Here is a 25,569-nt window from a genome sequence, read left to right as displayed (position 1 = left end):
TTCCACTCCAGTAAAACCCAAGTTGGAAACGATTTGAACTGGTTTCTACTCGAAACTGTTTACTCGATAGCATTTTCGAGTAAACAGTTTCGAGCAGCGCCGAAGCGATCCCCCACTTCCACCCTTGGGGTGACTTAATAACTCACACTGCACGCCGCATCGCCCCCAATTTCGGCGCGAATTAAAGGAATTCCGTAAATGCGCGGTAAATTAGCTTAGTCAGCAGTAAAGGCGCCGCGGCCATTACTGCGCCGCGCGTCTTTTCCGAACATTAAAGAGGTTCCTATGACCCTAGTGGTTCAGAAATACGGCGGTTCCTCCGTTTCCGACGCGGAGGCCATTCGGCGTGTCGCCAAACGAATCGTTGATACCAAGCGTCTTGGTCACAACGTTGTCGTGGTAGTTTCCGCCATGGGAGACACTACTGATGATCTCCTTGACCTGGCCGGCAGCATCACCGATCACGCTCCCGACCGCGAAATGGACATGTTGCTGTCCGCCGGAGAACGCATTTCCATGGCTCTGCTCGCGATGGCCGTAAACGAATTGGGCGTGCCCGCCATGTCATACACCGGCCAACAAGCCGGCGTCCGGACTGATAACCACTTCGGGAAAGCCTCGATTGTCTCCATGGTTCCCGAGCGAATCGCCCGTTCGATCCAGGACGGTAACGTGGCGATAGTGGCCGGTTTCCAAGGGGTTGATGACCAGGAGGACGTGACAACTCTCGGTCGCGGTGGCTCCGACACCACCGCGGTCGCGCTTGCTGCCTCGCTCCACGCCGACGTTTGCGAAATCTACACTGACGTGGACGGCCTGTTCACCGCCGACCCGCGCATCGCCCCGAACGCCAAACGTATCCGAACGATTGACTACGAGAGCACCTTGGAGATGGCAGCGAACGGCGCGAAAATCCTTCACCTGCGCGCGGTGGAGTTCGCGCGTCGCTACCACGTGCCGCTGCACGTCCGCTCTAGCTTCTCGGAAAAAGAAGGCACTTGGATCTCCGATAAACCTGCAAATCCGGCGCTCAAGGGGATCGTTCCCCAAAGTGCCCTGAACTACTACCCCCAGGAGGATACCGTGGAAGGCCCCATCATCTCCGGCATTGCCCACGACCGTTCACAAGACAAAATCACGTTGGTGGGGGTGCCCGACAAGCCGGGTTCTGCCGCCCACATTTTTGAGATTATTGCTGCGGCGGGCGCAAATATCGACATGATTGTCCAAAACGTGTCCACAATCCAGAAAGGCGCGACCGATTTGACGGTCACGATGCCGCATGATGACGCCAAAGCGACGGTGGCCGCGCTCGAAGCCGCTAAAGGGGAAATCGGTTTCGCCGCGGTGGTTCACACCGGCAATGTCGGGAAGCTTTCCCTCGTGGGGGCGGGAATGCGAACCAACCCGGGCGTTTCCGCGAAGCTTTTCGGCGCGCTGAGCGAGGCGGGCATCAACATCGACATGATTTCCACCTCCGAGATTCGCCTCTCGGTTCTGGTGAGCCTCGACCAGCTCGATGACGCAGTTCGCGCGGTTCACACGGCGTTCGGGCTTGATGCGAGCGAAACAGAAGCGGTTGTTTACGGAGGGACGGGACGATGAAAGACAATCTTACAGTTGCAGTTGTTGGCGCGACCGGCCAGGTTGGCCGGGTAATGCGTTCGATTTTGGAGGAACGCAAGTTCCCGGCGTCGCGCTTCCGGTTTTTCGCTTCGGCGCGGTCGGCGGGGACAATGGTTAGTTTTGAGGGTCAGCAAGTGCCAGTCGAAGACGTGGCAACGGCTGACTTGTCCGGCGTGGATATTGCGATATTTTCAGCAGGGGCTGGCGCGTCGCGCGAGTTTGCCCCGAAATTCGTGGAGGCCGGAGCGGTAGTTGTCGATAATTCTTCGGCGTGGCGCAAGGATCCGGAGTGCCCCTTGGTGGTTTCCGAAGTCAACCCCGATGACCTCAAAAACCGCCCGAAGGGGATTATTGCTAACCCGAACTGCACCACGATGGCCGCGATGCCGCCCTTGAAAGTCCTTCACGACCAGGCGGGTCTGCGGCGGCTGACGGTTTCTTCCTACCAGGCGGTTTCCGGTTCCGGCCTCAAAGGGGTGCGTGAACTCGAGAAGATGCTCGGCGCAGTCAAAGTCCCCGAGGACACCGACGCGCTCGTTCATGACGGGCGGGCAGTTTCGTGGCCGACGCCGGAAGTTTACGTCGCGCCGATTGCTTTTAACGTGGTGCCTTTCGCGGGAAACTATGTAGACGACGGATCTCTCGAGACCGATGAGGAGCAAAAGCTTCGCAACGAGTCGCGCAAGATTCTCGGGATTCCGGATTTGCTCGTCTCGGGGACCTGTGTTCGCGTCCCAGTTTTGACCTCCCACACTTTGACGATTCACGCCGAGTTTGAGCGCTCGATTACAGTCGAAGAGGCGAAGGCCGCGCTCGACGGGGCGCCGGGGGTTGTCCTCCAAGACGTCCCGACACCACTCGACGCTGCCGGGATTGACCCCTCGCTTGTCGGGCGCATCCGCCAAGACCAGGCTGTGCCGGACAACAAGGGCCTCATCATGGTTGTCTGCGGGGATAATCTCCGCAAGGGCGCAGCTCTCAACGCCATCCAGCTCGCCGAACTCGTCGCGAGGGACCTGTAAGCGGAGCGGTTGGGGACGGTTCTCTTTCGCTCCGGCTATGCCTGGTGGGTCAATTGTGACACTCGGGCTAAAACGATTCACTGCATCGTTTTTAACGCCCTCGATTGTGACGCGGCGGATGTGTTCGCTTCGCTCACGCCGCCGTGCCCTGTCGCCTACGCTTCGAGCCTAAGGCGAGTTTTTACTCAAAGATTACCCAAAGGTCTGTCCAGAGAGTTCTCAAGGTAAAATTTGATTCAGGAAAACCTGAGAGTCTTTCAGTTTGCATTCACTATTAATCCAGAATGTTAATAAGTTATTGTCAGTAACAATTAAGTTACTAAATACATGCTTTTGTTTCGCTAATAAATATACTCTTATTGTCCATACAATTTCAGCAAATCTCAAGCATTGAAATCCCTTGAAATCACAACGAAAAACCTTGATACTTATAATTTCAAGAACAAAGTCCTTGAAATCTGGGAATAATCAAATACCATTGAAAGTAAGTGAATTAAGTGAACTGCTTAATACAAGGAGGTTATTAAGATGGCAAGGATGACTTCAGGGTCAAAGAAAGGACTCGGCGCGTTTAGCGCTATCGCCCTAGGTCTCGGCGCGGTTGTGACCATCAACATGGCAGCCAACGCCGACTACGTCAACCCCGGCGCTAATATCGAAACGGCAATTCCGGCAGACGCGCTGGCAGGGACAGGTTTCCGCAATTTCAAGGATTGGGGCGACCGTCTTGCCGCTCCAAGTGGTAATGACACCGAGGGTGGCTCCCGCGTTAGCGGTAACGCCGTCATCATGGACACCTCAACCTCGGCTACCGATGGAGGCGGAAATACGCCAATTCCGGAGGGAACCCCGATTTATTTGCGTTGGGTCGACGGTGACGGGGCGGTTTCCCCGATCTATACCGCGAAGACCCAGAACAATTTCAAGGGTTCTTCCCACGGGGGAACGTACGCCTTCTCCTTGCCTCCTTTCTCAGATGTGACCGGCAAGAAGCACTTCTATCTTCCCGGGGTCGCCAAGAAGCAAAAGACTCAGGTCTGGTTTGAGCCTTATACAAGCCCCACTTCCGGCCAGCTTGTGGTTCCGATTCGCACCGCCATTAATGGGCTGGGTAACCCGGCTATGGGCGCTGCGAGCCTGAGCGACTCCAATAACGTAGGCTCGACTTACCTTGACCTGCAATACATAAACCACGCCGCCCTGTTTGGATATGAGATGCCGGCGGAATATATGTCTACCCCGAAGAACCAGTGGATTAAGTCCTCTGCGGTTCACGCCGATACCATTCTGGGAATGAAAAACTACACCGTGAACGGCAAGGTCTGGATTGAAAACAGGGGCGCCACAGCCGGCCAGGGGCCGATGTGGCAGTCCAATGATTCCTCCGCAGAGGGCTTCACGGTGGTTATGAGTGCGCTCAGCCCAATTTGTCAGCCCAAGGCCGAGTCTATTCAGAAGGATTACCCGCGCGCCCAGTGGACTACTGAGATGAAGAAACTAATCCAAACCACACCGGGATGTGTGCTTGAGACCGTTTATGACCAGGTGGGCAAAAACGGTAAGTACGCCGTGCAGTTCTCTAAAGAGGCATATAACCACGGACGAACCCTTTATGGCTATGTAATCGATCCGACCGGACATGTGCTTCCCTCGTATTCATCTTTTACCGACAATTTCTTTAACGCCCCGAACGAGCGCGTTGGTCAGCTTGAGCCGCAAATAGTTCCAGGAACCACCGACACCATCGATAACCAGTACTGGTACAACGTAAACTTCGCGGTTGTACCCTACTATGGTCTGGGCTTGACCCTGGATAAAGACGTGATTGAGAATATCGGCGGCGAGGCGACTCCGAAAATCTCAGGCTACTCTTACTCTCCGGTTGGCAACATGATCCGCTGGACTGACAAGAACGGCAACGTGGTCAAGGAATGCAAGGGTCTGACCCACGAAAAAGTTGGAGCCGACGGTATTGTTGACACCTGCAAGTTTGCGGTTCCCGAAGGCACCCAGTCCGGTGACTTCTTCACCGCGACACTCTATGCTGGTGAAACCCCCGATACCATTCTGGGAACTGACTACTTCGAATACCAAGAGCGCGCCAAGGTGGAGCCCTCCTTCTTCGGAACCGCTCCGGAAGTGACCGGCATCGTTGATGAACTCCTCCCCGAAAAGATCGTCACAGTCAACAACCCCGACGGTTTCAAGGGCTTAACCTGTACCTCTCCGGATCTCGCCAATGGTCTCCAGATCTACTACGACGAAGCCAAGGGCGGCTGTGTGATTTCCGGCACCCCGACCGAGGTGACTCCGGAAGGCGCGACCTACACCGCAGTGCTTTCCTACGTGGTCGCGGATGGCTCGACGAAGTCTGTCCAACTCGAGGGCAACCAAATCATTACCGAACCCGGCGATGATGATGGCGACGGCGTGAACAACCACGACGACAAGTGCCCGGGAACTCCGGAAGGCGCGACCGTGAACGCGGAAGGATGCTCCGATGACCCGAGCGTAAATGACCCGACCGGTCTGGGCTTTACTGTGGCCGGCACCAAGGGCGAACCGATTACTCCGGTCGAGATTGTGATTGACAACCCCGGCAAGGCCACTATCACAGAGTGTGTGGCGGATGTTTACAAGCCCGTAACCGCAGCCGCCGAGACTGGCGCGAAGTCTAGCGGGACGACTACTGGTGGAACGGATCCGGCTCTGTCAGATCAAACCGCGACCGACCCAAATACCACTGGTACAAATACCACGGATACCACTAACACAGACACTACGACTACTGAGTCTTCTGGCGCAGGCGCTTCTTCCTCGGATTCCTCGGCTGATGCCGGTAGCGGGTCGGTTGCTCCTGCCGTTTCCGGCGGAGGACTCGCGGGAACCGGCGTGGTCATCGCCTACACCCCCGAAGATTCCACCACCTCCGGACTCCCCGAAGGCCTGAAGGTCGAGTGGGACGAGGCCAAGAGCGCCTGTGTCATTAGCGGCACCACCGACGTCTCCATCGAAGATCCGATGTCGGTGAAGGTCTATGTCAACTACACCAAGACCGATGAACCTGCGGATGCTATCACCAACACGACTCCTGAGCATGAGCTCGAAGCCCCCGGCACGGTTCAGATTCACGACACGGGTCTTGATGATGGCGACGACGACGGCGTCTTGAACAAGGACGATAAGTGCCCAGACACCCCGGCGGACACCCAGGTCAACCCAGATGGCTGCGCCGTCGCTCCGGTGGTTGGCAGTGTTGAACCCATCAACGGCACGGTCAACAATCCGATTGACCCCGTGACCGTGAAGATTACGAACACCGGCAATAACGAGCTCCTCGAATGCCAGGCCGACGGTTTGGCCAAGGGTCTCACGATTGGCTGGAACGCGGACAAGACCGCCTGCGTCATCGAAGGCACCCCGACAGAGCCGACCCCGGGAACCGAACCCACCCCGATTAATGTCTGGGTGACCTACAACTCCCCAGACGATCCGGCAACTGTGACCGACCCGCTCAACTCGGAAAAGGGCAGCAGCACCCAGAAAATCACCTGGGGTGACGGTGACGGTGACGGCGTAACTGATGACATCGACAAGTGCCCGAACACTCCTGCTGGTGTGAAGGTTGACGAAGCCACCGGCTGTGCTAAGAGCCCGCAGGTTGGCAGCGTCCCGCCAATCACCTGGTCCATTCCGGCTGATCCGAAGGCTGAAACCATTCCGGTGAACGTGCTTGTTCCGGTAGCAAATCCCGGCCAGGCAACCGACCTTGCCTGCCGCGCAGAGGGACTCATTGATGGTCTCACGATTGCGTATGACGAGGCACAAAACGGCTGTGTTATCTCCGGAACCCCGACGGGGACGGAAGCCTTTGAGGGCACTGTGAAGGTCTTTGTGGACTACAACCCGATCGATGACACCCCCGATGCCGGCACCATGACAGTGGGTCCTTCCGAAGGGAAGATTACCGTGACGAAGGAACCGATTCCAACGCCCGAACCGACTGTGACGACTCCGGCTCCGGAGCCGACCAAAACCACTGAGCCTCCGGTGCCTCCGGCTCCTAAGGATAGTGACAATGACGGCGTGAACGACGACGCGGATAAGTGCCCCGGAACTCCGGCCGGCGCCAACGTTGACGTCAACGGCTGCTCCGAAGTGCCGACTGTCGATACTTTCACGGTTACCGGCACCGCTGGTGAGCCGGTGAACGCTGATGTGCCCGTGAAGAACCCGGGCAAGGCGACTTTGACCGCTTGCACCGCGAAAGACCTGCCGGCAGGATTGAGCGTCGCGCTCAATGAGGCCAAAACTGGCTGTGTCATCACCGGCAAGGTTACCGATCCAGTTTCGGACGTTGCTGTCTCTGTTACCGTGGGCTACACCCCGGTTGACCGCGACGCCCCTGGTGAAGTCACTGGTACCGGCACAGTCAACATGGCTAAACCTGCTCCTGGTGACAAGGACGGTGATGGTGTGAACGATGACCTAGATAAGTGCCCGAACACCCCGTCCGGTTACCAGGTGGGAGCGGACGGTTGTACTGCTGATCCGACTCTCGGAACTGCGACTGACCTGACCGGTGTGGTCGGCGAGCCTATTACCCCGATTACTGTTCCGGTGAGCAACCCGGGAGGGGCTACTCTCGGTGACTGCACGGCGACCGGTCTTCCGAACGGTGTCGGCATCAAGTGGAATGACGACAAGACGGCTTGTGTCATCTCCGGCACTCCGAGCGAGGTCGCTGACGGTCCCTATACTGTAAACGTGCCTTTCACGCCGGTTGACCACGACCCGAGCACCGCAAAGACGGAAGCTAAGGTTAGCGTCACCGACCCGGATGATGATGGCGACGAAGTCCCGAACTCGAAGGACAAGTGCGCTGGCACCCCGAAGGATGTAACTGTTGACGCCAACGGTTGCTCCGTGAAGCCGAGCGTCGGGACTGTTCCGGACGTGAACGGCGAAATCAACAAGCCGATAGATCCGGTCGTGATTCCGGTAGACAATGCTGGCGGTGCTACGGGACTGGAATGCAAGGCGACAGGGCTGGCTGCGGGCTTGACCATCAAGTATGACGAGGCGAAGAACGCCTGTGTCATAGAAGGCACCCCTACCGAGGAAAAGACCGGCAAGATTACCGTGGAAGTTACCTACAATCCGGTTGATGACGGCACCGACACCCCGCAAGGTCCGGTGACGAGCGAAGGCACCATCTCCGTGGTCGATAAGGACAAGGACAAGGACGGCGTGGATGACTCCGTCGACCAGTGCCTAGACACTCCGACAGGAGCGGTTGTTGACAAGAATACGAAGTCCGAGACCTACGGCTGCTCCGTAGCCCCCGGTATCGGCGAGGTTCCGGCCATCGACGGCACCGTGGGTGAACCAATCGAGAAGATCACCATTCCGGTTACGAACGACGGCAAGGTAACCCTTGGTGAATGTGTCGCCGTGGGACTGCCCAAGGGAGTGACTATCAAGTGGGCTGATGAATTCAAGACCGCTTGCGTTATCGAAGGCACTCCGGAAGAGCCCGCTGGTGGCACCTACACCGTGTCCGTGACCTACGATCCGGCTGATGACAACACTGAAACCGACAAGAAGGTTGACAAAAACGGTGCCATCAACGTGACGAAGCCCGCTCCGGGCGACGACGATGGTGACGGCGTGAACGACGATCTGGACAAGTGTGCGAACACCCCGTCTGGTGCCAAAGTTGACGCCAACGGCTGCTCGCTGAGGCCGAGCCTCGGTAAGGTTCCGGATTTGACCGGCGAGGTCGGCACCCCAATCAAGGACGTCGAAGTTTCAATCACCAATGACGGAAACGCTCATGTCATCGCCTGCTCGGCAACCGATTTGCCGGCTGGTTTGAAGATTGCGTTGAACGACACGGCTTCCGCCTGTGTTATCTCCGGCACTCCGACGGCTCCGGTTGACGGCGCGAACTTCAAGGTTACCGTGACCTACGACCCGCTCGATGACGGCAAGACAGACTACGGCGAGGAGATTCCGAACCTGACCGGTGAAGGCTCGGCTACCATTAAGGCGGCGCCGAAGTCTCCGGCTGGTGGCACTACTGGTGGTGGATTCATCTGGGACTTCTTCTTCCCGACGGAGACTCCGGATAATCCCCCAGTTGCGTCGGATAACATGACTCCACGCTATGCCTTGCCAGGTCAGAATGATCTTCCTCCAGTGGCTGGCGTGAACGAGATGGCTCCGAAGATCCAGGATCCGATTGCTCCGGCGATGGTTCCAGCTCGGCCTTTGATGCCCGAAACCTTGGCGCGAACCGGCGCGATGGCGGTTCCGATGTTGACGGCTGTGGCGGTCGCCCTCATCGTGGGCGGTTTCCTCGTTCTGCGTCGCGGTCGGACTGAGGAAGAATGAGACCGTTAGGGTTGATAACTTCATAGTTGGGCGGGGGAGTGTTTAGGCTCCCCCGCCCACTTCTACCATTTAGATTCCCCACCGGTAGAAACCCAGTCCCAGTCGCAGAAGCGGTTATTGGCCGTGATGATGGGGATGTTGTATTTCTGTGACGATCAAATGGAAAAACTGCAAAAAGGTTTAAGCTATTTGGTGAGCCTCTGCTAGAATTACCACGAGAAAGGGGTTTCATTAATGGCAGTACGGGTCGTCACGCAAGACAACATGGCAACCGCGATGAGTGAAAATGACATCGTTGTCTTGGAGTTTTGGGCTTCCTGGTGTGCCCCGTGTCGGCTCTTCACCCCCGTTTTTGAACAGGCCTCCATCCGAAATCCCGATGTTTTTTTCGGAACCGTGAATACGGAGGAACAAAAGCCTCTCGTGAACGCCGCCGGCATTGTCTCGATTCCCACCTTGATGATTTTCCGTCAGTCTATTCTCGTTTTCCGCGAAGCCGGGCTTCTCCAGGGAACTCAGCTTGATGAACTCCTCCACCAGGTTCGAAACCTCGACATGACCCAGGTTTCCGCTAACCGCGGAGCCGCGGCGCAGTAGTGGGTTTCTTAGTTTCGCAAACCCACGCAACCCCACGAATAATTCAGGGACAGCTCTACCCGATTTCTGATCCGTTCGAAGCCGAGACGAAACCGTTCGGCTTACTGGAATTTGGGGAGGGCATCGCCGGTGTTGAAGCGGTTCAGTGTGGAATTCCCGAGAACAAACCCGTCCCCATCTTTGGTGTCCCAGCACATGACCGTATTGCCGCCTGCGGAATTTTTACAGGCAAAACCGCTGCTCGCCGCCACCTCATTCGCCCCGAGGCTGGATTCGGTGGGCATATTCTGAGGCGCGATGCAATCTGCCTGCAAAGTGTTGGTATTAGTCAAAGTGAGAGTGTAACCGGTGTCTCCCTGACGGGTTTCGCAGTTGGTGGCAGCGTTGAGAACATTGGCAAAACACTGAACCTGGGTGTCAGCAAAGACGCAGCGAATATTGCCGTCTGCGGTCGTGAAACTCCGCACTTTCTTCGCGTTGGCCGGCGCCGCCAAGGGATTCTTTGGGTCAGCGCTGGGGGAAGCAGTGCTCGGAGCATTCGGGGCATCCGTATCCGGCACCACCACTAGCAAGGTCTCGCCCGGGGTCGGGCCGGGAACCTCAATCGTCTTGGTGGGACCCGTGTAGCCGGCCGGCAAACTCGGCAGCGGAGAGGATTCGGTCGGTTTTCCGTCCGGTCCCATAGTCACTGCCCCGGACGCTCCGGTCGTAATCGGCATGGGGTCTTCGGCAGGAATACTGGCGACATTCTCGGGCTTACTGCCGTTCATATTGACAATAATGACCACTACGATGAGAATCATGGCGAGGAGTCCCAGCAGCATCCACATCCACGTCCGGTTCGGTTTCCGAACTGCCTGGGACTCTTGTAGGGAGGCTCCCTGGTAGGCCGTGTCGGCTGAGCTCCACCTGCCTCGAGACACGGATCCCAAACCGGTCCCCGCTGTAGGATAGGCGTTGGAGCTATTCGCAGCCAAGCCCATTTCGGAGTCACTACCCGTTGCGGCAGTGGCTGCAGAGGCGGAGAGTCCGGCAGCGGCAATGGCGGCGGGAGACAGTTCCTCTTCCTCGGTTTCTTCCGCAGCAGCTCGGGGTTTAGCAAAGTGCGAGGCGGGTTTGGCAGGCTTCAGAGCCTTGCTGGTGGACCTACCAGCGACCCCTGCTTTTCCCGCGATAGCCTCCGCCTCTGCCGATGACCCCGCCGCTGCGGAAACTTCCTCCGCGTTAGATTCAGCCGCAGAGCTTGCCGGGGAGGAAGAAATCATTTCCGAGCTTTTGGAGCCAACTTTGTCAGGACTTTGTGACATTTGTTGGCGCAGTTTTTCGGCCTCGGCTCGCTTCGCCAAGGCGTTGTCAATCTCCGGATCCTCCAGGCTCCGCAACCAATCCAAGAGATCAGGATAGGTGGAGGGATTCAGTGCCAAAGCGGGTCGTAGCGCGGGATAATCTTGGGCAATCGCCTGCAAGGTGGTCAAGGGAGTGTTGGGGTCACTAGCCTTTTCCTGCATCTTCGCTAAATCGCTCATAAATCTTTCACCTGTCTATTCATTAATATGCTCTTTAATGGTAGCGAAATTCCTAGCATTCTCCAAGACAACTTTCAGTTTTCAATAATCGTGAAATTGGAGTATCTTGCCCCCTTGCGCTGCCTCCCCTTTGGCCGAGATTGGTAATAAACTTTCCTAAGGGCTTCAACAAGGGAATGCCACAGAATCTCCAAACGGTAGGAAATAATGGAAATCGCCATCCTGCAAGCAGACATCACCACTTTGCCGGTCGACGCTATCGTCAACGCGGCCAATTCCAGTCTCCTCGGCGGAGGCGGGGTTGACGGCGCCATCCACCGCGCTGCTGGACCTAAGCTCTTGGAGGCTTGTCGGGAAATCCGGCGGACGACCCTACCCGAAGGGCTCCCCGTAAGCCAGGCCGTTTCCACACCGGGATTCAATCTCCCCGCAAAGTGGGTCATTCACACGGTGGGCCCCAACCGCCACGCGGGTCAAACCGATCCCTATCTTTTGGAATCAGCGTTCCATAATTCCCTGCAAGAAGCCGTGCAACTCGGCGCGAGAACCATCGCGTTCCCTGCGATTTCCGGCGGAGTCTACGGTTGGGATTTGGAAGAGGTAGCGAGAATCGGAGTGGAAACGGTGGACCGCTTCGAGTCGAGCCTTCCCGAGGCATGCCCCGGGTGTCTCGAGACGGTCACTTTCGCTTTATTCAGCGATAAGGCTGAGCGATGCTTCCGCGAAGCGCTAGACCGGCTAAACTAAAAGAAAAGCTCGCGAAATACCCGATGAAGAATCGAGGGAAGATGACAGCAACGGAACCAGGCGGAAATCCCAGCGGCAATGCTTGGCCGCAAACCGGCGCTTCGCGTCAGGCGGCAACAAATCTCCGCTCGGGGTCGAATCGACCCGCGCCCACTGAGGTGGAACGGGCGCGGAAAAAGTGGACTATCGCCATCGTGGTGGCTTCCGTGATTCTCGTTTTATTGCTGATTGGCTTGGGGCTGGTGTGGTTCCTGGGGGGAGACGCGCAAGGGGCCAAATCGGCTTGCACCAAAGCCTCCCAAGATTTGACCAAGCAGTCCACTTCTTTGCAGGAGACCGTTACCCAGGCCGAACAGGTCATCAGCGCCACCGATGCCACCCAGCTCAGCGATCCGCAGTTGCTGCAGGATCTGAAACTGAAGTCCCAACAGGCAGGCAAAGTGGTTAAACCCCTGGATTGTGGGGCGGGACTGAAGAAAGAACAACTGGCTAGCAACGCTTCCGAGATGATGGCCACCACGGAGAAACTCGCGGCGCAGCAGGCAGATTTGGAAGACGCCATTTCGGCGGTGGAAAACGCGCAAAACGCGAAAGGTCTGGAACAGCAGAAGCAGGAACTCACCGACACTGTGAAACAGGGCGATGACCTGATGAAACAAGCCGAAGAAGCTAAGGTGGATGACACCGCGACCTTGGCTGCTTTGAGCGCGCAACTGGAGGATGCGAAGCGACTCCTGGAACAGGTTAATGACCTGAAACAGGTTTCTGACGACAAAGTGGGTGAACTTAACGAGTCGATGCGGGCCGCAAAGGATCGCCTGGACGAAGATATTGCCGCCGTTACTAAAGCCATCACTCAGAAGAAAGAAGAGCAGGCTAAGAAGGACGCCGAGGAACAACTCAAACAACTTGAGCAGCAACGCCTGGAACAAGAACGTCAAGCATCTGAACGCGCCGAGCAGCTCCGCCGCTCGCAAAGCCCCTCGCCTGACCCGTCGGGCAATAACGGCAGCAACCCAAATGGAACGAACGGTAAAAAAGATGCGACTTGTACCGTGGGGTCAACCATGACTGACGCCAAGGGCGAACAGTGGAAGTGCGTCACTATTCTTGACTCCAATACCGGCGTGGCTGCCCCGACCTGGGTGCAGGAAGGGTCTCCACAGGGCTGAGTTTACCCTTGAATTTCCTTTGATGTTCCCCTGAGTTTACCGACGTTGACCCGGTAGAACACTACCAGCCCTAGCCGTCATTACCGGCGGGGGAGGGAGACAATCCGGGGGAATCCGTGGTTGAAGGGGAAGACGACGGCGAGGATGGCGTCTCGGTCGGGGTCGGCGGAGCCACTGCCACAGTGGCGCGCAGTTGCGAACCCAAGGCCACAATCTGACCGGCTTTATCCAGGCTCAAGACAGTACCAGGAGCCGCTTCCGCGGTTTCTTTTTCCGAAGTTGTGAGACTCACGCGGTTTTCGGCCGCGAACTTCTGTAGAGCCTCGATGGTTCCGCCCTGGAGTTCCGAAGGAATCAAGACATTGCCAGAGGCCAGTTTCAAATCCACAGACTCGCCCTTCTTGATGGGCTCGCCCTCGGTGGGATCGGTAGACACAACTTTATCTTTATCGACCGTTCCTGAATTGACCGTGGATATGTCGCCCAAAGTCAATCCGGCTGATTTCAAGGCCTCCCGCGCTTGCTGCTGGGTCAATCCCACCAGGGAAGGCACACTCGTGTCTCCAGGTCCGGTAGAGAAAGTGACTTTCACCTTGGATTCTTTTTCCACCTTGGTGCCGGGAGCGGGAGAGGACTTCACAAACAGCCCTTCTGCGACCGTTTCCGAGTTTTCTCCTGGTGACATCGTCATCTGTAATCCGGCCTGACTCAAGGCGGCGCGAGCCTCTTCCTGGTTCATCCCCTTAAGCTCCGGGACGGCAACGAGGGTCGCGTCCGGATTATCCCCTTGCGCAAAGACAAAGTAGTACCCGAGCCCCAGCGCCGCCACAATCAGGAGAGCCAGAATCGCGAAGACGGCGGGAAGTTTGCTGGATTTTTCGCGCCGATTCGAGGCTGCGGTCATGGTTTGGGTGGAATAGCCGCCCGCGGTGGGAATCCCCCCAGAGGCGGTGGAGGTGTTCACCGGATAGCTTTGCACCGGAGGGAGGACGGTCGTGCCCACAGTAGCGGGGCTAGTCCAAATCTCGGTTTCGGGCGCGGAAATCTCGTGGCCGCGAATGGCCGCATTCAAGTCGGCGCGCATGGCTGCAGCATCGGGATAGCGGTCTTCACGGTTCTTTGCCAAAGACTTCATCACGACCCGGTCGAGGCTCTCCGGAATGTCCGGGGCAATCGAGGACGGCAAAGGCGGCAGCTGTGAGACGTGCTGGAACGCAACGGCCACCGCGGAATCGCCTTTGAACGGCGGTTTTCCGGTCAGAAGTTCGAAGAAAAGGCAGCCTGTGGAATAAAGGTCAGAACGGGCATCAACCTGTTCCCCGCGCGCCTGCTCGGGGGAAAGATATTGAGCCGTGCCGACGACCGCATCGGTTTGGGTCATCGTGGCCTGGGAGTCCGTCAGGGCCCGCGCAATCCCGAAATCCATGACTTTCACTTTGCCGGTTGTCGTAATCATGACGTTACCAGGCTTAATATCGCGGTGAACCAGATGTTGGTGATGGGCGTACTCGAGCGCATCTAAAACACCGGAAACAATCTCCACGGCCTCCGGAATCGGAACCGGATTCCCATCGGTCAAAAGTTCGCGAACCGTGTGGCCCTCGACATATTCCATCACGATATAGGGAACCTGAATCTCGGTGCCGTCGGACGCGGTGAAGGGTTCCTCACCGGTGTCATAGACCGCCACAATAGAAGGGTGGTTGAGATTCGCCGCGGACTGGGCTTCGCGGCGGAACCGCGCCTGGAAGATGGGATCGCGGGCAAGGTCTTGGCGGAGAATCTTGATGGCGACAATCCTATTGAGGCGGGTGTCATTGCCGATATGCACCTCGGCCATGCCACCGCGCCCGATGAGTTGGCGGATCTCGTAGCGTCCGCCAATGATCTTGTCAGTGTTCGTCAAAGGAATCCTCCTCATTTGTTGCTCCTGCGCTGCTGGCGAAAGCCATGACGCTAGAAGTATCACCATTATCAAGATTACCGACTGCGCTTGACCGATGGGTCGAAGTCACGAGGCCAATAATCAGCGCGAGCACCACCACAGCCATAATCACAATAGCGGCAATAATCTTGGACCGCTCGCCAGAGTGGCGGTTTCCGTAAGAGCTGGCCTCCAAGCGGTGTACCGCCGCTTGGTGCCTCGACGGTGAAATCGCGTTGTTTCCAACCGGAACCGCCGCGGCGAGACCCGCGGGGTCAGACTTCTGCGGAGCCGGTGGGTCAGACCTCTGCGGCGTAATGACCGAAGGGAATGGAGCCGCAAGGGTCTGACCTGACGGCGCAGCCCCTCCTGGCTCCCGCGGCGCCGCCTCTCCTTTCCTAGCAGTCTTAATGTCGGATTCTTTTCCGCTCCGTTCGCTTCGCTCACCTTGCGTAAAAGTCCCCGCCCCAGATTGCTCCCCAACCACGGGCATCTCCTGTGTCGGCTCCGCGGGCTGGGCACTCCGCGCGAAACTCATCCGCGGCGTAAAACTCGGCGGCACCTCGCCCTTCCACAACAGGCGAATCGTGTCCTGTACCTCTTTGGCGGAGGCGGGCCGGTTGCGCGGATCCTTTTCGAGCATCTTGTAAATCAGCGCGGCCACCTCGCTCGGAACCGAATCGGGAAGCGGCGGAACCGGATCTTTCACGTGAGCCATGGCGATATCGACCTGAGTCGGGCCGGTGAAGGGGCGTTTTCCGGCCAAAGCCTCGTAGGCAATCACCCCCAGCGCGTAGATATCCCCCGAGGCGGTTGCGGTTTCCCCCATCGCTTGTTCGGGAGGCAAATATTGCGCGGTTCCCATCACCATTCCGACCGCGGTCAAAGCCTCTGCTCGCGGAGCGAGAGAAATCCCGAAATCAGTGAGTTTCGCGACTCCCTTATCGGAAACCAAAATATTGGAGGGCTTCACATCGCGGTGGATGACGTGTCCCTCATGGGAGGCCTGGAGGCCGCCCGCAATCTGGAGCAGAATCGGCGCGAGCGTATCCCAAGGTAGGGTGTGGCCTCCGGAAAGTATATCCGACAGGGGGCGACCCTCCACGAGTTCCATGACAATCCAGCCTTGGCCCTCGGTTTCACCCCAGTCGAACACGGCCGCCAAGTTGGGATGGTGGAGGCGCGACGCGTTCACGGCTTCCGCGCGGAGCCGAGCCAGGAAAGTCTCTTGCCCAATCAAATCTTCTTTCAAAACCTTGATGGCTACCACGTTTTGGCTGCGTTTGTCCCAGCCGCGCCAAATCACTCCCATTCCGCCACGGGCGAGAATCGACACCAGTCTGTACCGGTCGTTCAAAACTGTGTTGGCTCCGATCATCAGTTCACCCCCGCCTGCAAAATGCCGCGCGCAAGAGGTGCTGCTGTGACCCCGCCGGTCCCGAGGACACCTTGGGGATCTTCGATAACGACGGCCACAGCGATACGGGGAGACTCCGCGGGAGCAAAGCCCACAAACCATTGATCCTTGCCGGCGCCGATGCCGGTTTCAGCAGTTCCTGTTTTACCCGCCACGCTGATGCCGGGGAGAGCAGCGGCTTTACCGGATCCGGATTGCACCACTTCCTGCATCATGGTTCGAATCGCTCCGGCAACCTCGGGGGTAACAGCTCGACCGGCTTCTTTGGGAGCAAACTGTTTAATGACCTGGAAGTCTGAAGAGAGTTCCTGGTTCACCAAATAGGGTTGCATGACCAGTCCCCCATTGGCTACCGCCGAGGCAACCATCGCCATCTGGAGCGGGGTCGCGCGCACCGACTGTTGACCAATTGCCGCATTGGCAAGGAAAGACGGCGCCTCCGGCAGGGGGAACTGCGAGGCTGCGCCGGTCATCGGGATCTCGGGGACAACTCCAAAACCGAAGGCTTCGGCCTGCTTCTTGAGGGGTTCCCCTCCTAGATTCATCCCGAGTTGACCAAAAGGCGTGTTACAGGATTGGGCAAAGGCATAGTGGAAAGGTACCTTGCCGTTCCCGCAAGACTCTCCCATGTAGTTCACCAAGGCTTTGTTGGAGCCGGGCAAGGGTAGAGAATCTGGGGCGTCCACCACCGTGTCGGGCTGAATCTGGCCACTAGAGAGCAGTGCGGCCGCAGTCACAATCTTGAAAGTAGACCCGGGAGGATAGAGTTCGGAAATGGCACGATTCAACAAGGGCTTGCTGGGGTCATTCCGCAAGGCTTCATAGGTGGAAAGCACCTGTTTCCCATCCGGAGAACTCAAGGTATTCGGGTCAAAACTGGGAGAAGAACACATCCCCAGAATCTCGCCGGTGGTGGGATTCAAGGCTACGGCAGCCCCGTTTTTCCCTTGCAGAGCCGCCACGCAGGCATCTTGGACCTTCGGATTTATAGTGAGAGAAACATTGCCGCCCTGGGGCTGGGAACCGATGAAAAGATCTTGGAGACGTTGAATCCACAGGGCATCGGATTGTCCGGAAAGAATCGGGCCGACTTCCTTTTCCATCTCAGTCACCTGGCCCTGCACGGCAGCCGGAAAATACCCCGTAATATGGGCGTACTTGGCTCCCTCGGGATAGCTCCGCTGATACCGCACATTAGTTCCTGTACCATTCGGTACAGACTGGGCGAGGACAACATCGCCGGCAACAATCTTGCCGCGCTCCTTACCCCAATAGGCATCGGTAACCCGCCGGTTGCGGTCGTTGGCGTTCAGATTGGGGGCGTCGATAAAGGAATGGTAGGTCATGGCCAGCATCAGCGCTAGAACCATGATGGTGAGGGCCACATAGAGTTTTCGAATCTGGGAGTTCACCGGCTCACCACCTCGGTGGGGGCGCTAAGAATGGGGGAATTAACCCCTGTTGTACCGTTCGTTCCATTACTGGAGTGGTCGGATCCTCCGGCTAAGTTAGCGCCGTGGGGCGAGAGGCTGGGAGTGGGAAGGGGGCGACGCGCCGAGTCTGAAATCCTCAGCAAGATAGCAACCCCGATCCAGTTCGCCACCAAAGAGGCGCCGCCAGCAGCGATAAAGGGCGTGGTCAATCCGGTAGAGGGGATGAGACGAGTGATGCCGCCCACCACGATAAACAACTGCGCACCGATGCCGAAAGACAGAGCAGTGGCGAGCAACTTTCCGAAACCGTCGCGAACTCCCATGGCGGCGCGAAGACCACGTTGCACCAAAATCAGGTACAGGAGGAAAATCGCGAGAATACCGGTGAGACCGATTTCTTCAGCGAGGGCAGAGACGATGAAATCGGAGTTGGCGAGGGCTGTGCGCCACGCTTCACCGCGACCCCAGCCGTTGCCCATGAGCCCTCCCGAGGCAATACCAAACAGCCCGTTGACGAGCTGGTAGGAGCCGCCAACGCGGTCAATGACCTCGGGATTGAAAGCATCGAGCCAGTTGGCAACGCGTTCTTGCACATGGGAAAACAGAGCATAGGCGAGGAGCGCCATCGGAATCATCAAGATGGCCCCGAAGATAATCCAAGAAGGCCGATCGGTGGCGACATAGAGAACCGCCACGAAGATGGCAAACATCAACAGCGCCACCCCGAGGTCTTTTTGGGCCACCAACAGGACCAAGGAGGCTGCCCAGGCCACTCCCAAGGGGAGAAAATCTCGCCAGCGCGGTAACTGCAAGAAGAGAATCTTTTTCCCCGCAATTGCCAGGGAGTCGCGGCGATACTCAAGATAGCCGGCGAAGAAAATCGCTAAAAAGAGTTTCGCAAATTCATTGGGCTGGATGGATAGACCGAAAATCCGGATCGAAATATAGGCCCCGTAGGATTTCACGCCGAGCCCGGGAATCAGCGTCGCCATCATGAGGAGAATCGCAATCACCAGGGAAGCCCAGGCGAATTTCCGGAAAGTGCGATGATCTCGGAATCCTGCCAGCATCGCAATCGCGGCCACTACCGCTACCAGGGTCATCAACAGCTGTTTCGAACCTGTTACTTGAGTGAGGCTTGCCTCGGTGTTAATCCGGAGATATTCCAGATCGAGGCGGCTTATCATCGCCAGTCCGATTCCGTTTAGAGCCAAGGCCACCGGCATGATGACCGGATCGGCGAAAGGCGCCAAGAAGCGCAGGGCCACGTGCAGGGCAATCCCGCTGAGGGCGATTCCGGCACAGTACCAGTACCAGGTCGCGGGAGCCTCGGGGTGAGAGGCCATTACGGAGAAGTAGGCCCCGATTCCGAGCAGGATGGAAATCACCAGTAAAAACAGCTCTGAATTCCGACCCGAACGAGCTGGGTATTGCACCACTGTTGCCACTATTCGCCACCCCCGTTCATTTTGGTTGGCGTAGTGAAATCAGACGAACCCTTCCCCGTCGACTTCGCCGATCCAGCCTTCTCCTTCACCAACCCCGCCTTCTCCCAAGACGCGATGAGCTCATCAGCCGCTTTTGCCGAAGGTAACGCGATAGTGGAATCAAGCCTTTGCTGAACCACCGGCGAAACCTCCGCGTAGCGCAAACCCTTCTTTTGAACCGAATGGTACAAATCCCAGGTGCCAATGGATTGGTTTATCCCCTGGTACAAAGTGACTTCCCCGTCTTGTACCCCGAGGAAATATTGCGTCTGGCTCCAGCGGTAGGCTGCGCCGGCTCCCAAAGCCAGTCCGGCCAGGAGGAGAATCACGAGGATACCGGTGATGAGTTTCGCGCGGAGACTCATTTTGCGGGGGTCGCGAACCACCCGGTCGGTGTCTTCCAGGGGGCGACGGCGTTGGAGCAACGCGGCGCGCTCGGCGGGAGTGGAGGCGCTAATACTGGCTCCGGCGGGACTGGTAGAGGCCGCGCCGACGACCTGGGCCGCGGTGCCGGTGAGCTCATCATCAGAATCGACCACATCGGCGACTACCGTGGTGACATTGTCTGGAGCCCCCGACTTCAAGGCCAAGGCTACGAGTTCTTCACAGCAGGCCTCAGGGGTTGGTTCTGTTTGTAAGACTTCGCTGATGGTCTCGGCGGAGACTACCCCGCTCAACCCATCGGAACACAGCAACCAGCGGTCTCCGACCACCGCCGCGCGAACCGACTCATCCAGGGTGACGTCCCCCTGTGAGTCTCCCAGAACCCGAAGCAACACCGACCGTTTCGGATGGTGAGCCGCCTCTTCGGGAGTTATTTCTCCGGTTTCAACCAGATACTGGACAAAAGAATGATCGGTAGTGACCTGGGTGAGGCTGTCCTCGCGGAGGAGATAGGCGCGGGAATCCCCGATATGGACCATAGCCATCTTGTTGCCGGAACGAAGAATCGCCACGCAGGTGGTTCCCAGGCCGGCCAGCTCCTCATGCGTTCCGGAAAGCTCCACCAGCTCTTGATGCGCAGCCTGAATCGCACCGCGCAAGAGGTTCAACAGGTCATCGGCGGCGTGCGAGTCCTGGTCAAGGGGAGCTAAATGCGCCACTGCCACGGAAGAAGCAATATCACCGCCGGCGGGCCCACCCATACCATCAGCCAAGACGAGCAGGTGCGGTCCGGCATATCCGGAATCCTGGTTGTTTTTCCGAACCAGGCCTACGTGGGAACGCGCCGCATAACGCAACTGAATCGACATCAGCGCAGCTCCACAATGGTTTGACCGAAACGAACCGGAGTGTTGGCACTCAGAGGTGTCGGGGCGGTAATGCGAACCCCTCCCACTACCGTGCCGTTGGTGGAACCGAGATCCTCTACATACCACCGGCCTTCGTGGAAATAGATGCGGGCATGTTGTGCCGAGGCATAATCATCATCCAAAACCAGCGTGGAAGTCGGAGCCCGTCCCACGATAATGGGACGATCGGTCAACTGGAGAGAAGATCCGGTCAGGGGACCTTCCGTGACGAGGAGAGTCGTGACGGCCTTTGGCTTGGGGCTGGTTTTCTTCCCGCGTTTACGGGGTTCGGCTCCCCGACCTCGTCTTGTGACCACAGTTCCGTAAATGTCTCGCCGCAGCACGAGAATCGCTCCCCCGACGAGAAGCCAGAGGAGGACGAGATAGCCCAGGCGGAGGAGAGAAAAACTCAGTTCATTCACTGGCCTGACCCTTCTTCCGCTGCTTGACGCCAGAAAATCATCTTGACGCGTCCCGCAGTCAATATATTGCGATCCAACAAGGTGGCCTCCGCGACCTTGTTGCCCTCCACGAAAGTGCCGTTGGTGGAACCGAGATCGTGGAGAACATAGTGGGTTCCCATACGGACAATCTCGAAGTGCTGGTGGGAAACGCTGGTGTCTTCGAGAGAAATATCAACGTTTTTCCCGCGTCCGACCACGGTTTTGTCCCCGACCAGGAGGTAGGTCTGGCCGCCCACAACTTCCAGCAGGGGCTTGTCCTGGTTTTCATCAAGAACCTTGTCGGCATTGGAACGATTGGTAGCCGCTGCGCTCGACACCGGACGGAATGAGGGAGAAATTTCTGGACCGCTTGTTACAGAATCATCCCTCTTTTTTTGACCACTTGGTACATTATTTTCGGGTGGAGCAACCGCCTGCGCGCTTTGAATGGTGTGGGATCGGACCTCGGTGCGACGAGCTCCCGGTTCGGCGGCAAGTAGCTCAATCTGAACCGAGCCCACCAGTGAATAGTGCTGTTCCTCAGCGTAGGCTTGGGCATCACGAATAAACTCGGCTTCGAGTGCAGCTTTTCCCCATTCTTCAAAGGCGGCGTCCGTTTCGGGGGTGAGGAAAACCTGGAAGCGGTTCGGGGCCACGGTGCGTTCGCGAGACATCGGGATGGCTTTTTTATCCATCTCTTGACGGATTGCTTGGGTGATATCGATGGGTTTATCGACTCCGGGCTGGCGCACTTTGGCTAGCACTCGGTCAAAAAGCTCCACAATCCCTCCCCTTTCTCGCGGTTGCTTCTAAAGCCTTGAGGGTGACTTCGCGAATTCTCTTGCTGAAAATTACTCTAGCGGGTTTCGTTACGTTTTCTAGTATTGGTCAGTAAATTTCTCTAACGGTGGTCGATGCGACGTGCAAACCAGTCTCCAATCGCTTGAATCACAATCACGATAATCCCGATAACGATGAGGGAAACCAACATCGTATCGGCCTGGTAGCGATAGTGGCCGTAGTTGATGGCCAGAGTGCCGATGCCGCCGCCGCCAAAGGCGCCGGTGATAGCACCGTAGCCGATGATGGTGATGATGAGAACGGTGGTTGATTGAATCAAAGACGGGAGAGCTTCTCGAACCTGAACCCCCCACATGATTTGGGTTCTGGAGGCCCCCATCATCTGTGCGGCCTCGATTTTTCCGGAATCGACGCCCATGATGTTCGATTCCACGAGACGGGCGAAGAACGGGGTGGCGCCCACAATCAGGGGGATGCAGGCTGCTTGCCAGCCGATAGAGGTCCCCACGATAAGGCGAGTGAGAGGCGTGATGAACACGGCAAGAAGCAGGAACGGTAGCGAGCGTCCGAGATCGACAATGAAGCCGGTCACTCGGTTCACAACCGCATTGGGGAACAGCCCGCCCTTATTGGTCGCCACACAGAGCAGCCCGATGGGAACACCGAAAAGTACGGTGAAGATGCCGGAAACAGCGGTCATTGCCAGGGTTTCCAGGGTTGCGGGGAGCATTTCATTCGTGATAGCAGGGTTATCTCCCCAGGTCGGATCTCCCGGTCCGGCAGGCACAGGAGCGAATCCAGAAATAATCTTGTCTGCGAAGGTAAATGGTTCCGGGAGGGACGCTACAAAACTTACCAACTCGTTAATCAAGGAGATCACCTGCTTCCGTTGCTTCCAAGTGTCGCTCAGAAGCAGCAATGCCCTTGGAGCGCATGGCGGCGAGGACATGAGCCACATTGCTGCGCGGTACCGCCAAGGCTAGCCGCCCGACCTGGGTGGAGCCCACGGTTTCGAAAGTCCCCGCGGCCACGTCCGCGCCTTCGGAGGCGACCAGTCCCATCACGGCCGAACCGGTGGGCTTCCCGGGAGTGGAGTTGAAGGCAATATCGACAACAGCAGCGTCTTTACCGTTTAATTTCGGAGCTTCTTCCAATCGCGGGGGAGGAACCAGCTCTAAAGCCAAGCGAGAATTCGGCTGCATGAGAATGTCTTCAACCGTGCCGGACTGAATAATTTTTCCGTGTTCCAAGAGAGTGACCGAATCGCAGATTTCTCGAACCACCGCCATTTCGTGGGTGATGATGATGACGGTGACTCCGAGGCTGTCGCGCAGGTCGCGGATGAGATGGAGGACTTGGCGGGTGGTTTCCTGGTCGAGGGCGGAGGTCGGCTCGTCGCACAGGAGCACGGGCGGATTGGTGGCGAGCCCGCGAGCGATACCGACCCGCTGCTTTTGGCCACCGGAAAGCTGGGAGGGATAGGAGCTAGCGCGGTCTTTGAGGCCCACAAGCTCAAGCAAATTCATGACTTGCTCATGGCGTTTTCCGCGGGGGACTCCAGCGAGATAGAGGGGATAGGCCACGTTTCCGGCCGCGGTGCGCGAATCCAGGAGGTTCGCGGCCTGGAAGACCATCCCGATATTTCGTCTCGCTTGGCGCAGTTGGGTTTCGTTGAGTTCGGTCATCTCTTGGCCGTCAACGGTGATGGAACCGGAAGTGGGCTGCTCTAAGGCGGTAAGACACCTGATGAGTGTGGATTTGCCAGCTCCGGATTGACCGACGATGCCGTGAATGGATCCCTTGGAGATTTCCAGGTTGATGCCATCAAGGGCGTGAACAGCCCCACCGACGGCGGATTTCACGTGGTATATCTTCGTGACATCACGAAGCGTAATCATCGGTTCTCTCGGTTTCATCGCGTTTTATCATACCTGGTTTTAGCCTGTCCTGATTAGTGCCAAACCGGCGTAGAGACGGTTTCTACTCAGCGGAGCCGGTGGGTCTGGGCTTCTGAGGTGCCGGTGGGTCAGACCTCTTGGCGTAGCGAGCGAAGCGAACGTAGCCAAAGGGTCTGACCCGCCGGCATAGCCGTTAAATGAGTTTTCCCCGGCCCACTGGATCGCAGCGGGTTCCGGGGAATGGCGCGCCCGAAGGGACTCGAACCCCCAACCTTCTGATCCGTAGTCAGATGCTCTATCCATTGAGCTACGAGCGCAACGATAGATTAGTTTAAGCCTAAATCCGTTCCAATCCAAATTGGAGTTAGACCAAACAAATTGGCGGAGACGACAGGAGCCTCCGATAAAATCGCCACTACCAGCACGAAAACCACAATAATTTAATTTTTGAGGGACGAGCCAGGGACATCAAATTATTTTTATCCTAGTTTTTATCCTATTTTTCGTCCTGTTTTTCCCCAGTTACCTCGCCTAGGGCAGGCACCTAATAGGCGCGGGGTTATATCCAGGCTAGATGCGGCCAGCGTAATAGGATTGCGCGCCTTGCCGGGTCATGCCTAAAAGCCCGCCAATAGCCTGCCAGGTAACACCTGCTTTCCGCGCAAAACGTACCGCGTCCACCAGTTCACGTTCGGCGGTTTCCAGGCGGTCACGCGCTACTTGGATGCGCCGCAAGGGTTCTCCTTCGAATACGGCGCGCGCGCTGTCCAGGATTACCCCCGGGTCAGTATTCTCGAACTGCGTGGCGTATTGCTCGTCTGTAAGTTTCATTGCAGTTTTCATGTGACTACCCCTTTTTATTGGAAAAACTTTGGCCTGGCGCTCATAGCGTGAAACACCGCGCCATCACGGTTAGTAAGGATTTCAAGGATATTCCCCGACATGGTAGGTCCTAGGAATAGGGTTACCCCTTCGTCTAGGTCAAGGATCCGCCAAGCATTACGCATAGCGTGAGCGATTTCGTCACGGTTATATCCGTGCTTGAAAGCGCTTTCCTTGAACTCCATAATGCAAGCATACTTGACAAAACTCTTGGTGTCAAGAAAACTTACCAAACCGAACCGACGTTCAAGCCAGTCAGGGTAAAGGCTGGCGGGTGCTGACCTGTTAAAAAAACCACGTCCACTCCGATGTAGCCGACGAGTTCGCTAAACTACAACCCACCCTGAACAGTTACCTCGCTCAGGTAACTTTCGGCACGGACGCAACCGTGACCGCGCCGCGTGATACCAGTGACCTAATCCCCGCCTAGCCCCGCGTTACACCATCAGGTTTCACTAACAACCTGATTCGCACTTCGATAGGCGTTTAGCCTACCATTCGTAGGAAGTCTCCAGGCAGAAAATGAAGGAGGTTCTAGCGTTGGGTGCGTTGAAACGCCTCAACAAGCCACAAGGGCTGCTCTAAGGCTTTGGCGATGCCGCCCGCGTGGCCACCAAGCTCGGCCTCCCAAAAACGATACTCGTCAAAATCAATAAGGGCATGAGCGACTGCTTGGTCGATGAATCGTTCCACGCTAAGGGGCTGATTTTCGTAATGTTCGTTGTAGATATGTACTGAAGCGTCCTGGGTTTTGTTCCGCTTCTTATACGGGGGTCAGCTCGCTGACCCGGGTCTGATTATACATGTCAATGATCTCGGCTGGTGTTCGGTATTCGAGTGCTTCGTGGAGGCGCTCGTTGTTCCACCAGTGGACCCAGTTCAACGTCGCGAACTCGACCTCGGTCA

At 57.1% G+C, this 25,569-nt stretch carries 19 protein-coding genes and 1 tRNA gene; 6 read left to right on the top strand and 14 right to left on the bottom strand.

The genetic code is table 11. The features are described from left to right. The first annotated feature begins 285 nt into the window (after positions 1-285). The 4 genes from FYJ63_RS02140 (at position 286) to FYJ63_RS02125 (ending at position 9,641) form a co-directional block, all read left to right on the top strand. Positions 286-1,605 carry an aspartate kinase gene (locus FYJ63_RS02140; protein WP_154543355.1) on the top strand — a complete coding sequence of 440 codons (1,320 nt, stop codon included), beginning with the start codon at positions 286-288 and terminating at the stop codon, positions 1,603-1,605. Continuing rightward, positions 1,602-2,648 carry an aspartate-semialdehyde dehydrogenase gene (locus tag FYJ63_RS02135; protein ID WP_154543354.1) on the top strand — a complete coding sequence of 349 codons (1,047 nt, stop codon included), beginning with the start codon at positions 1,602-1,604 and terminating at the stop codon, positions 2,646-2,648. Before FYJ63_RS02140 ends, FYJ63_RS02135 begins: the two co-directional genes overlap by 4 nt. A 528-nt stretch (positions 2,649-3,176) precedes the next feature. Next, positions 3,177-9,044, top strand: coding sequence for a thrombospondin type 3 repeat-containing protein (locus tag FYJ63_RS11390; protein ID WP_154543352.1), 5,868 nt, complete (start codon positions 3,177-3,179; stop codon positions 9,042-9,044). A 234-nt stretch (positions 9,045-9,278) separates the two neighbouring features. Next, entirely contained in the window at positions 9,279-9,641 is a 363-nt protein-coding gene (locus FYJ63_RS02125) for a thioredoxin family protein (RefSeq protein WP_154543350.1), read from the top strand. A gap of 101 nt (positions 9,642-9,742) precedes the next feature. Here the strand turns inward: FYJ63_RS02125 and FYJ63_RS02120 are convergent, their stop codons facing one another. Beyond that, positions 9,743-11,167 (bottom strand): variant leucine-rich repeat-containing protein, encoded by a 1,425-nt coding sequence (locus FYJ63_RS02120; RefSeq protein ID WP_154543348.1) that lies wholly within the window; start codon positions 11,165-11,167, stop codon positions 9,743-9,745. A 207-nt stretch (positions 11,168-11,374) separates the two neighbouring features. Between FYJ63_RS02120 and FYJ63_RS02115 the strand changes: the two genes are divergently transcribed. Continuing rightward, complete coding sequence (locus FYJ63_RS02115; RefSeq protein WP_154543346.1) at positions 11,375-11,914, top strand: O-acetyl-ADP-ribose deacetylase; 540 nt, start codon at positions 11,375-11,377, stop codon at positions 11,912-11,914. Between the two features lie 41 nt (positions 11,915-11,955). Then, entirely contained in the window at positions 11,956-13,086 is a 1,131-nt protein-coding gene (locus FYJ63_RS02110) for a coiled-coil domain-containing protein (protein ID WP_195839309.1), read from the top strand. Between the two features lie 70 nt (positions 13,087-13,156). Here the strand turns inward: FYJ63_RS02110 and pknB are convergent, their stop codons facing one another. The 13 genes from pknB to FYJ63_RS02045 all read right to left on the bottom strand — a co-directional run bounded on the left by pknB (position 13,157) and on the right by FYJ63_RS02045 (position 25,356). Continuing rightward, positions 13,157-15,007 (bottom strand): Stk1 family PASTA domain-containing Ser/Thr kinase, encoded by a 1,851-nt coding sequence (pknB, locus tag FYJ63_RS02105; RefSeq protein ID WP_420846009.1) that lies wholly within the window; start codon positions 15,005-15,007, stop codon positions 13,157-13,159. Beyond that, a complete protein-coding gene (locus FYJ63_RS02100) occupies positions 14,979-16,388 on the bottom strand; it encodes a serine/threonine-protein kinase (RefSeq protein ID WP_154543344.1) in 1,410 nt (469 codons plus the stop codon). The genes pknB and FYJ63_RS02100 overlap by 29 nt, the downstream gene beginning before the upstream one ends. Next, positions 16,388-17,839: a peptidoglycan D,D-transpeptidase FtsI family protein gene (locus FYJ63_RS02095; protein ID WP_277026644.1), complete on the bottom strand. Its 1,452-nt coding sequence runs from the start codon at positions 17,837-17,839 to the stop codon at positions 16,388-16,390. The genes FYJ63_RS02100 and FYJ63_RS02095 overlap by 1 nt, the downstream gene beginning before the upstream one ends. Continuing rightward, positions 17,836-19,308 carry an FtsW/RodA/SpoVE family cell cycle protein gene (locus FYJ63_RS02090; RefSeq protein WP_338106786.1) on the bottom strand — a complete coding sequence of 491 codons (1,473 nt, stop codon included), beginning with the start codon at positions 19,306-19,308 and terminating at the stop codon, positions 17,836-17,838. Before FYJ63_RS02090 ends, FYJ63_RS02095 begins: the two co-directional genes overlap by 4 nt. After that, positions 19,308-20,600, bottom strand: coding sequence for a PP2C family protein-serine/threonine phosphatase (locus tag FYJ63_RS02085; protein ID WP_154543342.1), 1,293 nt, complete (start codon positions 20,598-20,600; stop codon positions 19,308-19,310). Before FYJ63_RS02085 ends, FYJ63_RS02090 begins: the two co-directional genes overlap by 1 nt. After that, a complete protein-coding gene (locus FYJ63_RS02080) occupies positions 20,600-21,061 on the bottom strand; it encodes an FHA domain-containing protein FhaB/FipA (RefSeq protein ID WP_277026649.1) in 462 nt (153 codons plus the stop codon). The genes FYJ63_RS02085 and FYJ63_RS02080 overlap by 1 nt, the downstream gene beginning before the upstream one ends. Beyond that, the gene (locus tag FYJ63_RS11410) at positions 21,058-21,864 is read right to left on the bottom strand and encodes an FhaA domain-containing protein (protein WP_287848361.1); all 807 of its coding nucleotides are present in this window, start codon (positions 21,862-21,864) and stop codon (positions 21,058-21,060) included. The genes FYJ63_RS02080 and FYJ63_RS11410 overlap by 4 nt, the downstream gene beginning before the upstream one ends. Before the next feature lie 119 nt (positions 21,865-21,983). After that, the gene (locus FYJ63_RS02070) at positions 21,984-22,754 is read right to left on the bottom strand and encodes a methionine ABC transporter permease (RefSeq protein WP_407717183.1); all 771 of its coding nucleotides are present in this window, start codon (positions 22,752-22,754) and stop codon (positions 21,984-21,986) included. Further along, a complete protein-coding gene (locus tag FYJ63_RS02065) occupies positions 22,747-23,799 on the bottom strand; it encodes a methionine ABC transporter ATP-binding protein (protein WP_154543336.1) in 1,053 nt (350 codons plus the stop codon). Before FYJ63_RS02065 ends, FYJ63_RS02070 begins: the two co-directional genes overlap by 8 nt. 223 nt (positions 23,800-24,022) lie before the next feature. After that, positions 24,023-24,098 (bottom strand) — tRNA-Arg (locus FYJ63_RS02060). 253 nt (positions 24,099-24,351) lie between these two features. Then, positions 24,352-24,624: a hypothetical protein gene (locus FYJ63_RS02055; protein WP_154543334.1), complete on the bottom strand. Its 273-nt coding sequence runs from the start codon at positions 24,622-24,624 to the stop codon at positions 24,352-24,354. A gap of 14 nt (positions 24,625-24,638) precedes the next feature. After that, positions 24,639-24,848, bottom strand: coding sequence for a hypothetical protein (locus FYJ63_RS02050; RefSeq protein ID WP_154543332.1), 210 nt, complete (start codon positions 24,846-24,848; stop codon positions 24,639-24,641). 349 nt (positions 24,849-25,197) lie between these two features. Continuing rightward, positions 25,198-25,356: a hypothetical protein gene (locus FYJ63_RS02045; RefSeq protein WP_154543330.1), complete on the bottom strand. Its 159-nt coding sequence runs from the start codon at positions 25,354-25,356 to the stop codon at positions 25,198-25,200. Positions 25,357-25,569 lie beyond the last annotated feature (213 nt).

This window comes from Mobiluncus porci (assembly GCF_009695935.1).
Lineage (GTDB): Bacteria > Actinomycetota > Actinomycetes > Actinomycetales > Actinomycetaceae > Mobiluncus > Mobiluncus porci.
The sequence above is the reverse complement of the archived record's forward strand: the minus strand, read 5'-3'. Positions and strand labels throughout refer to the sequence as shown.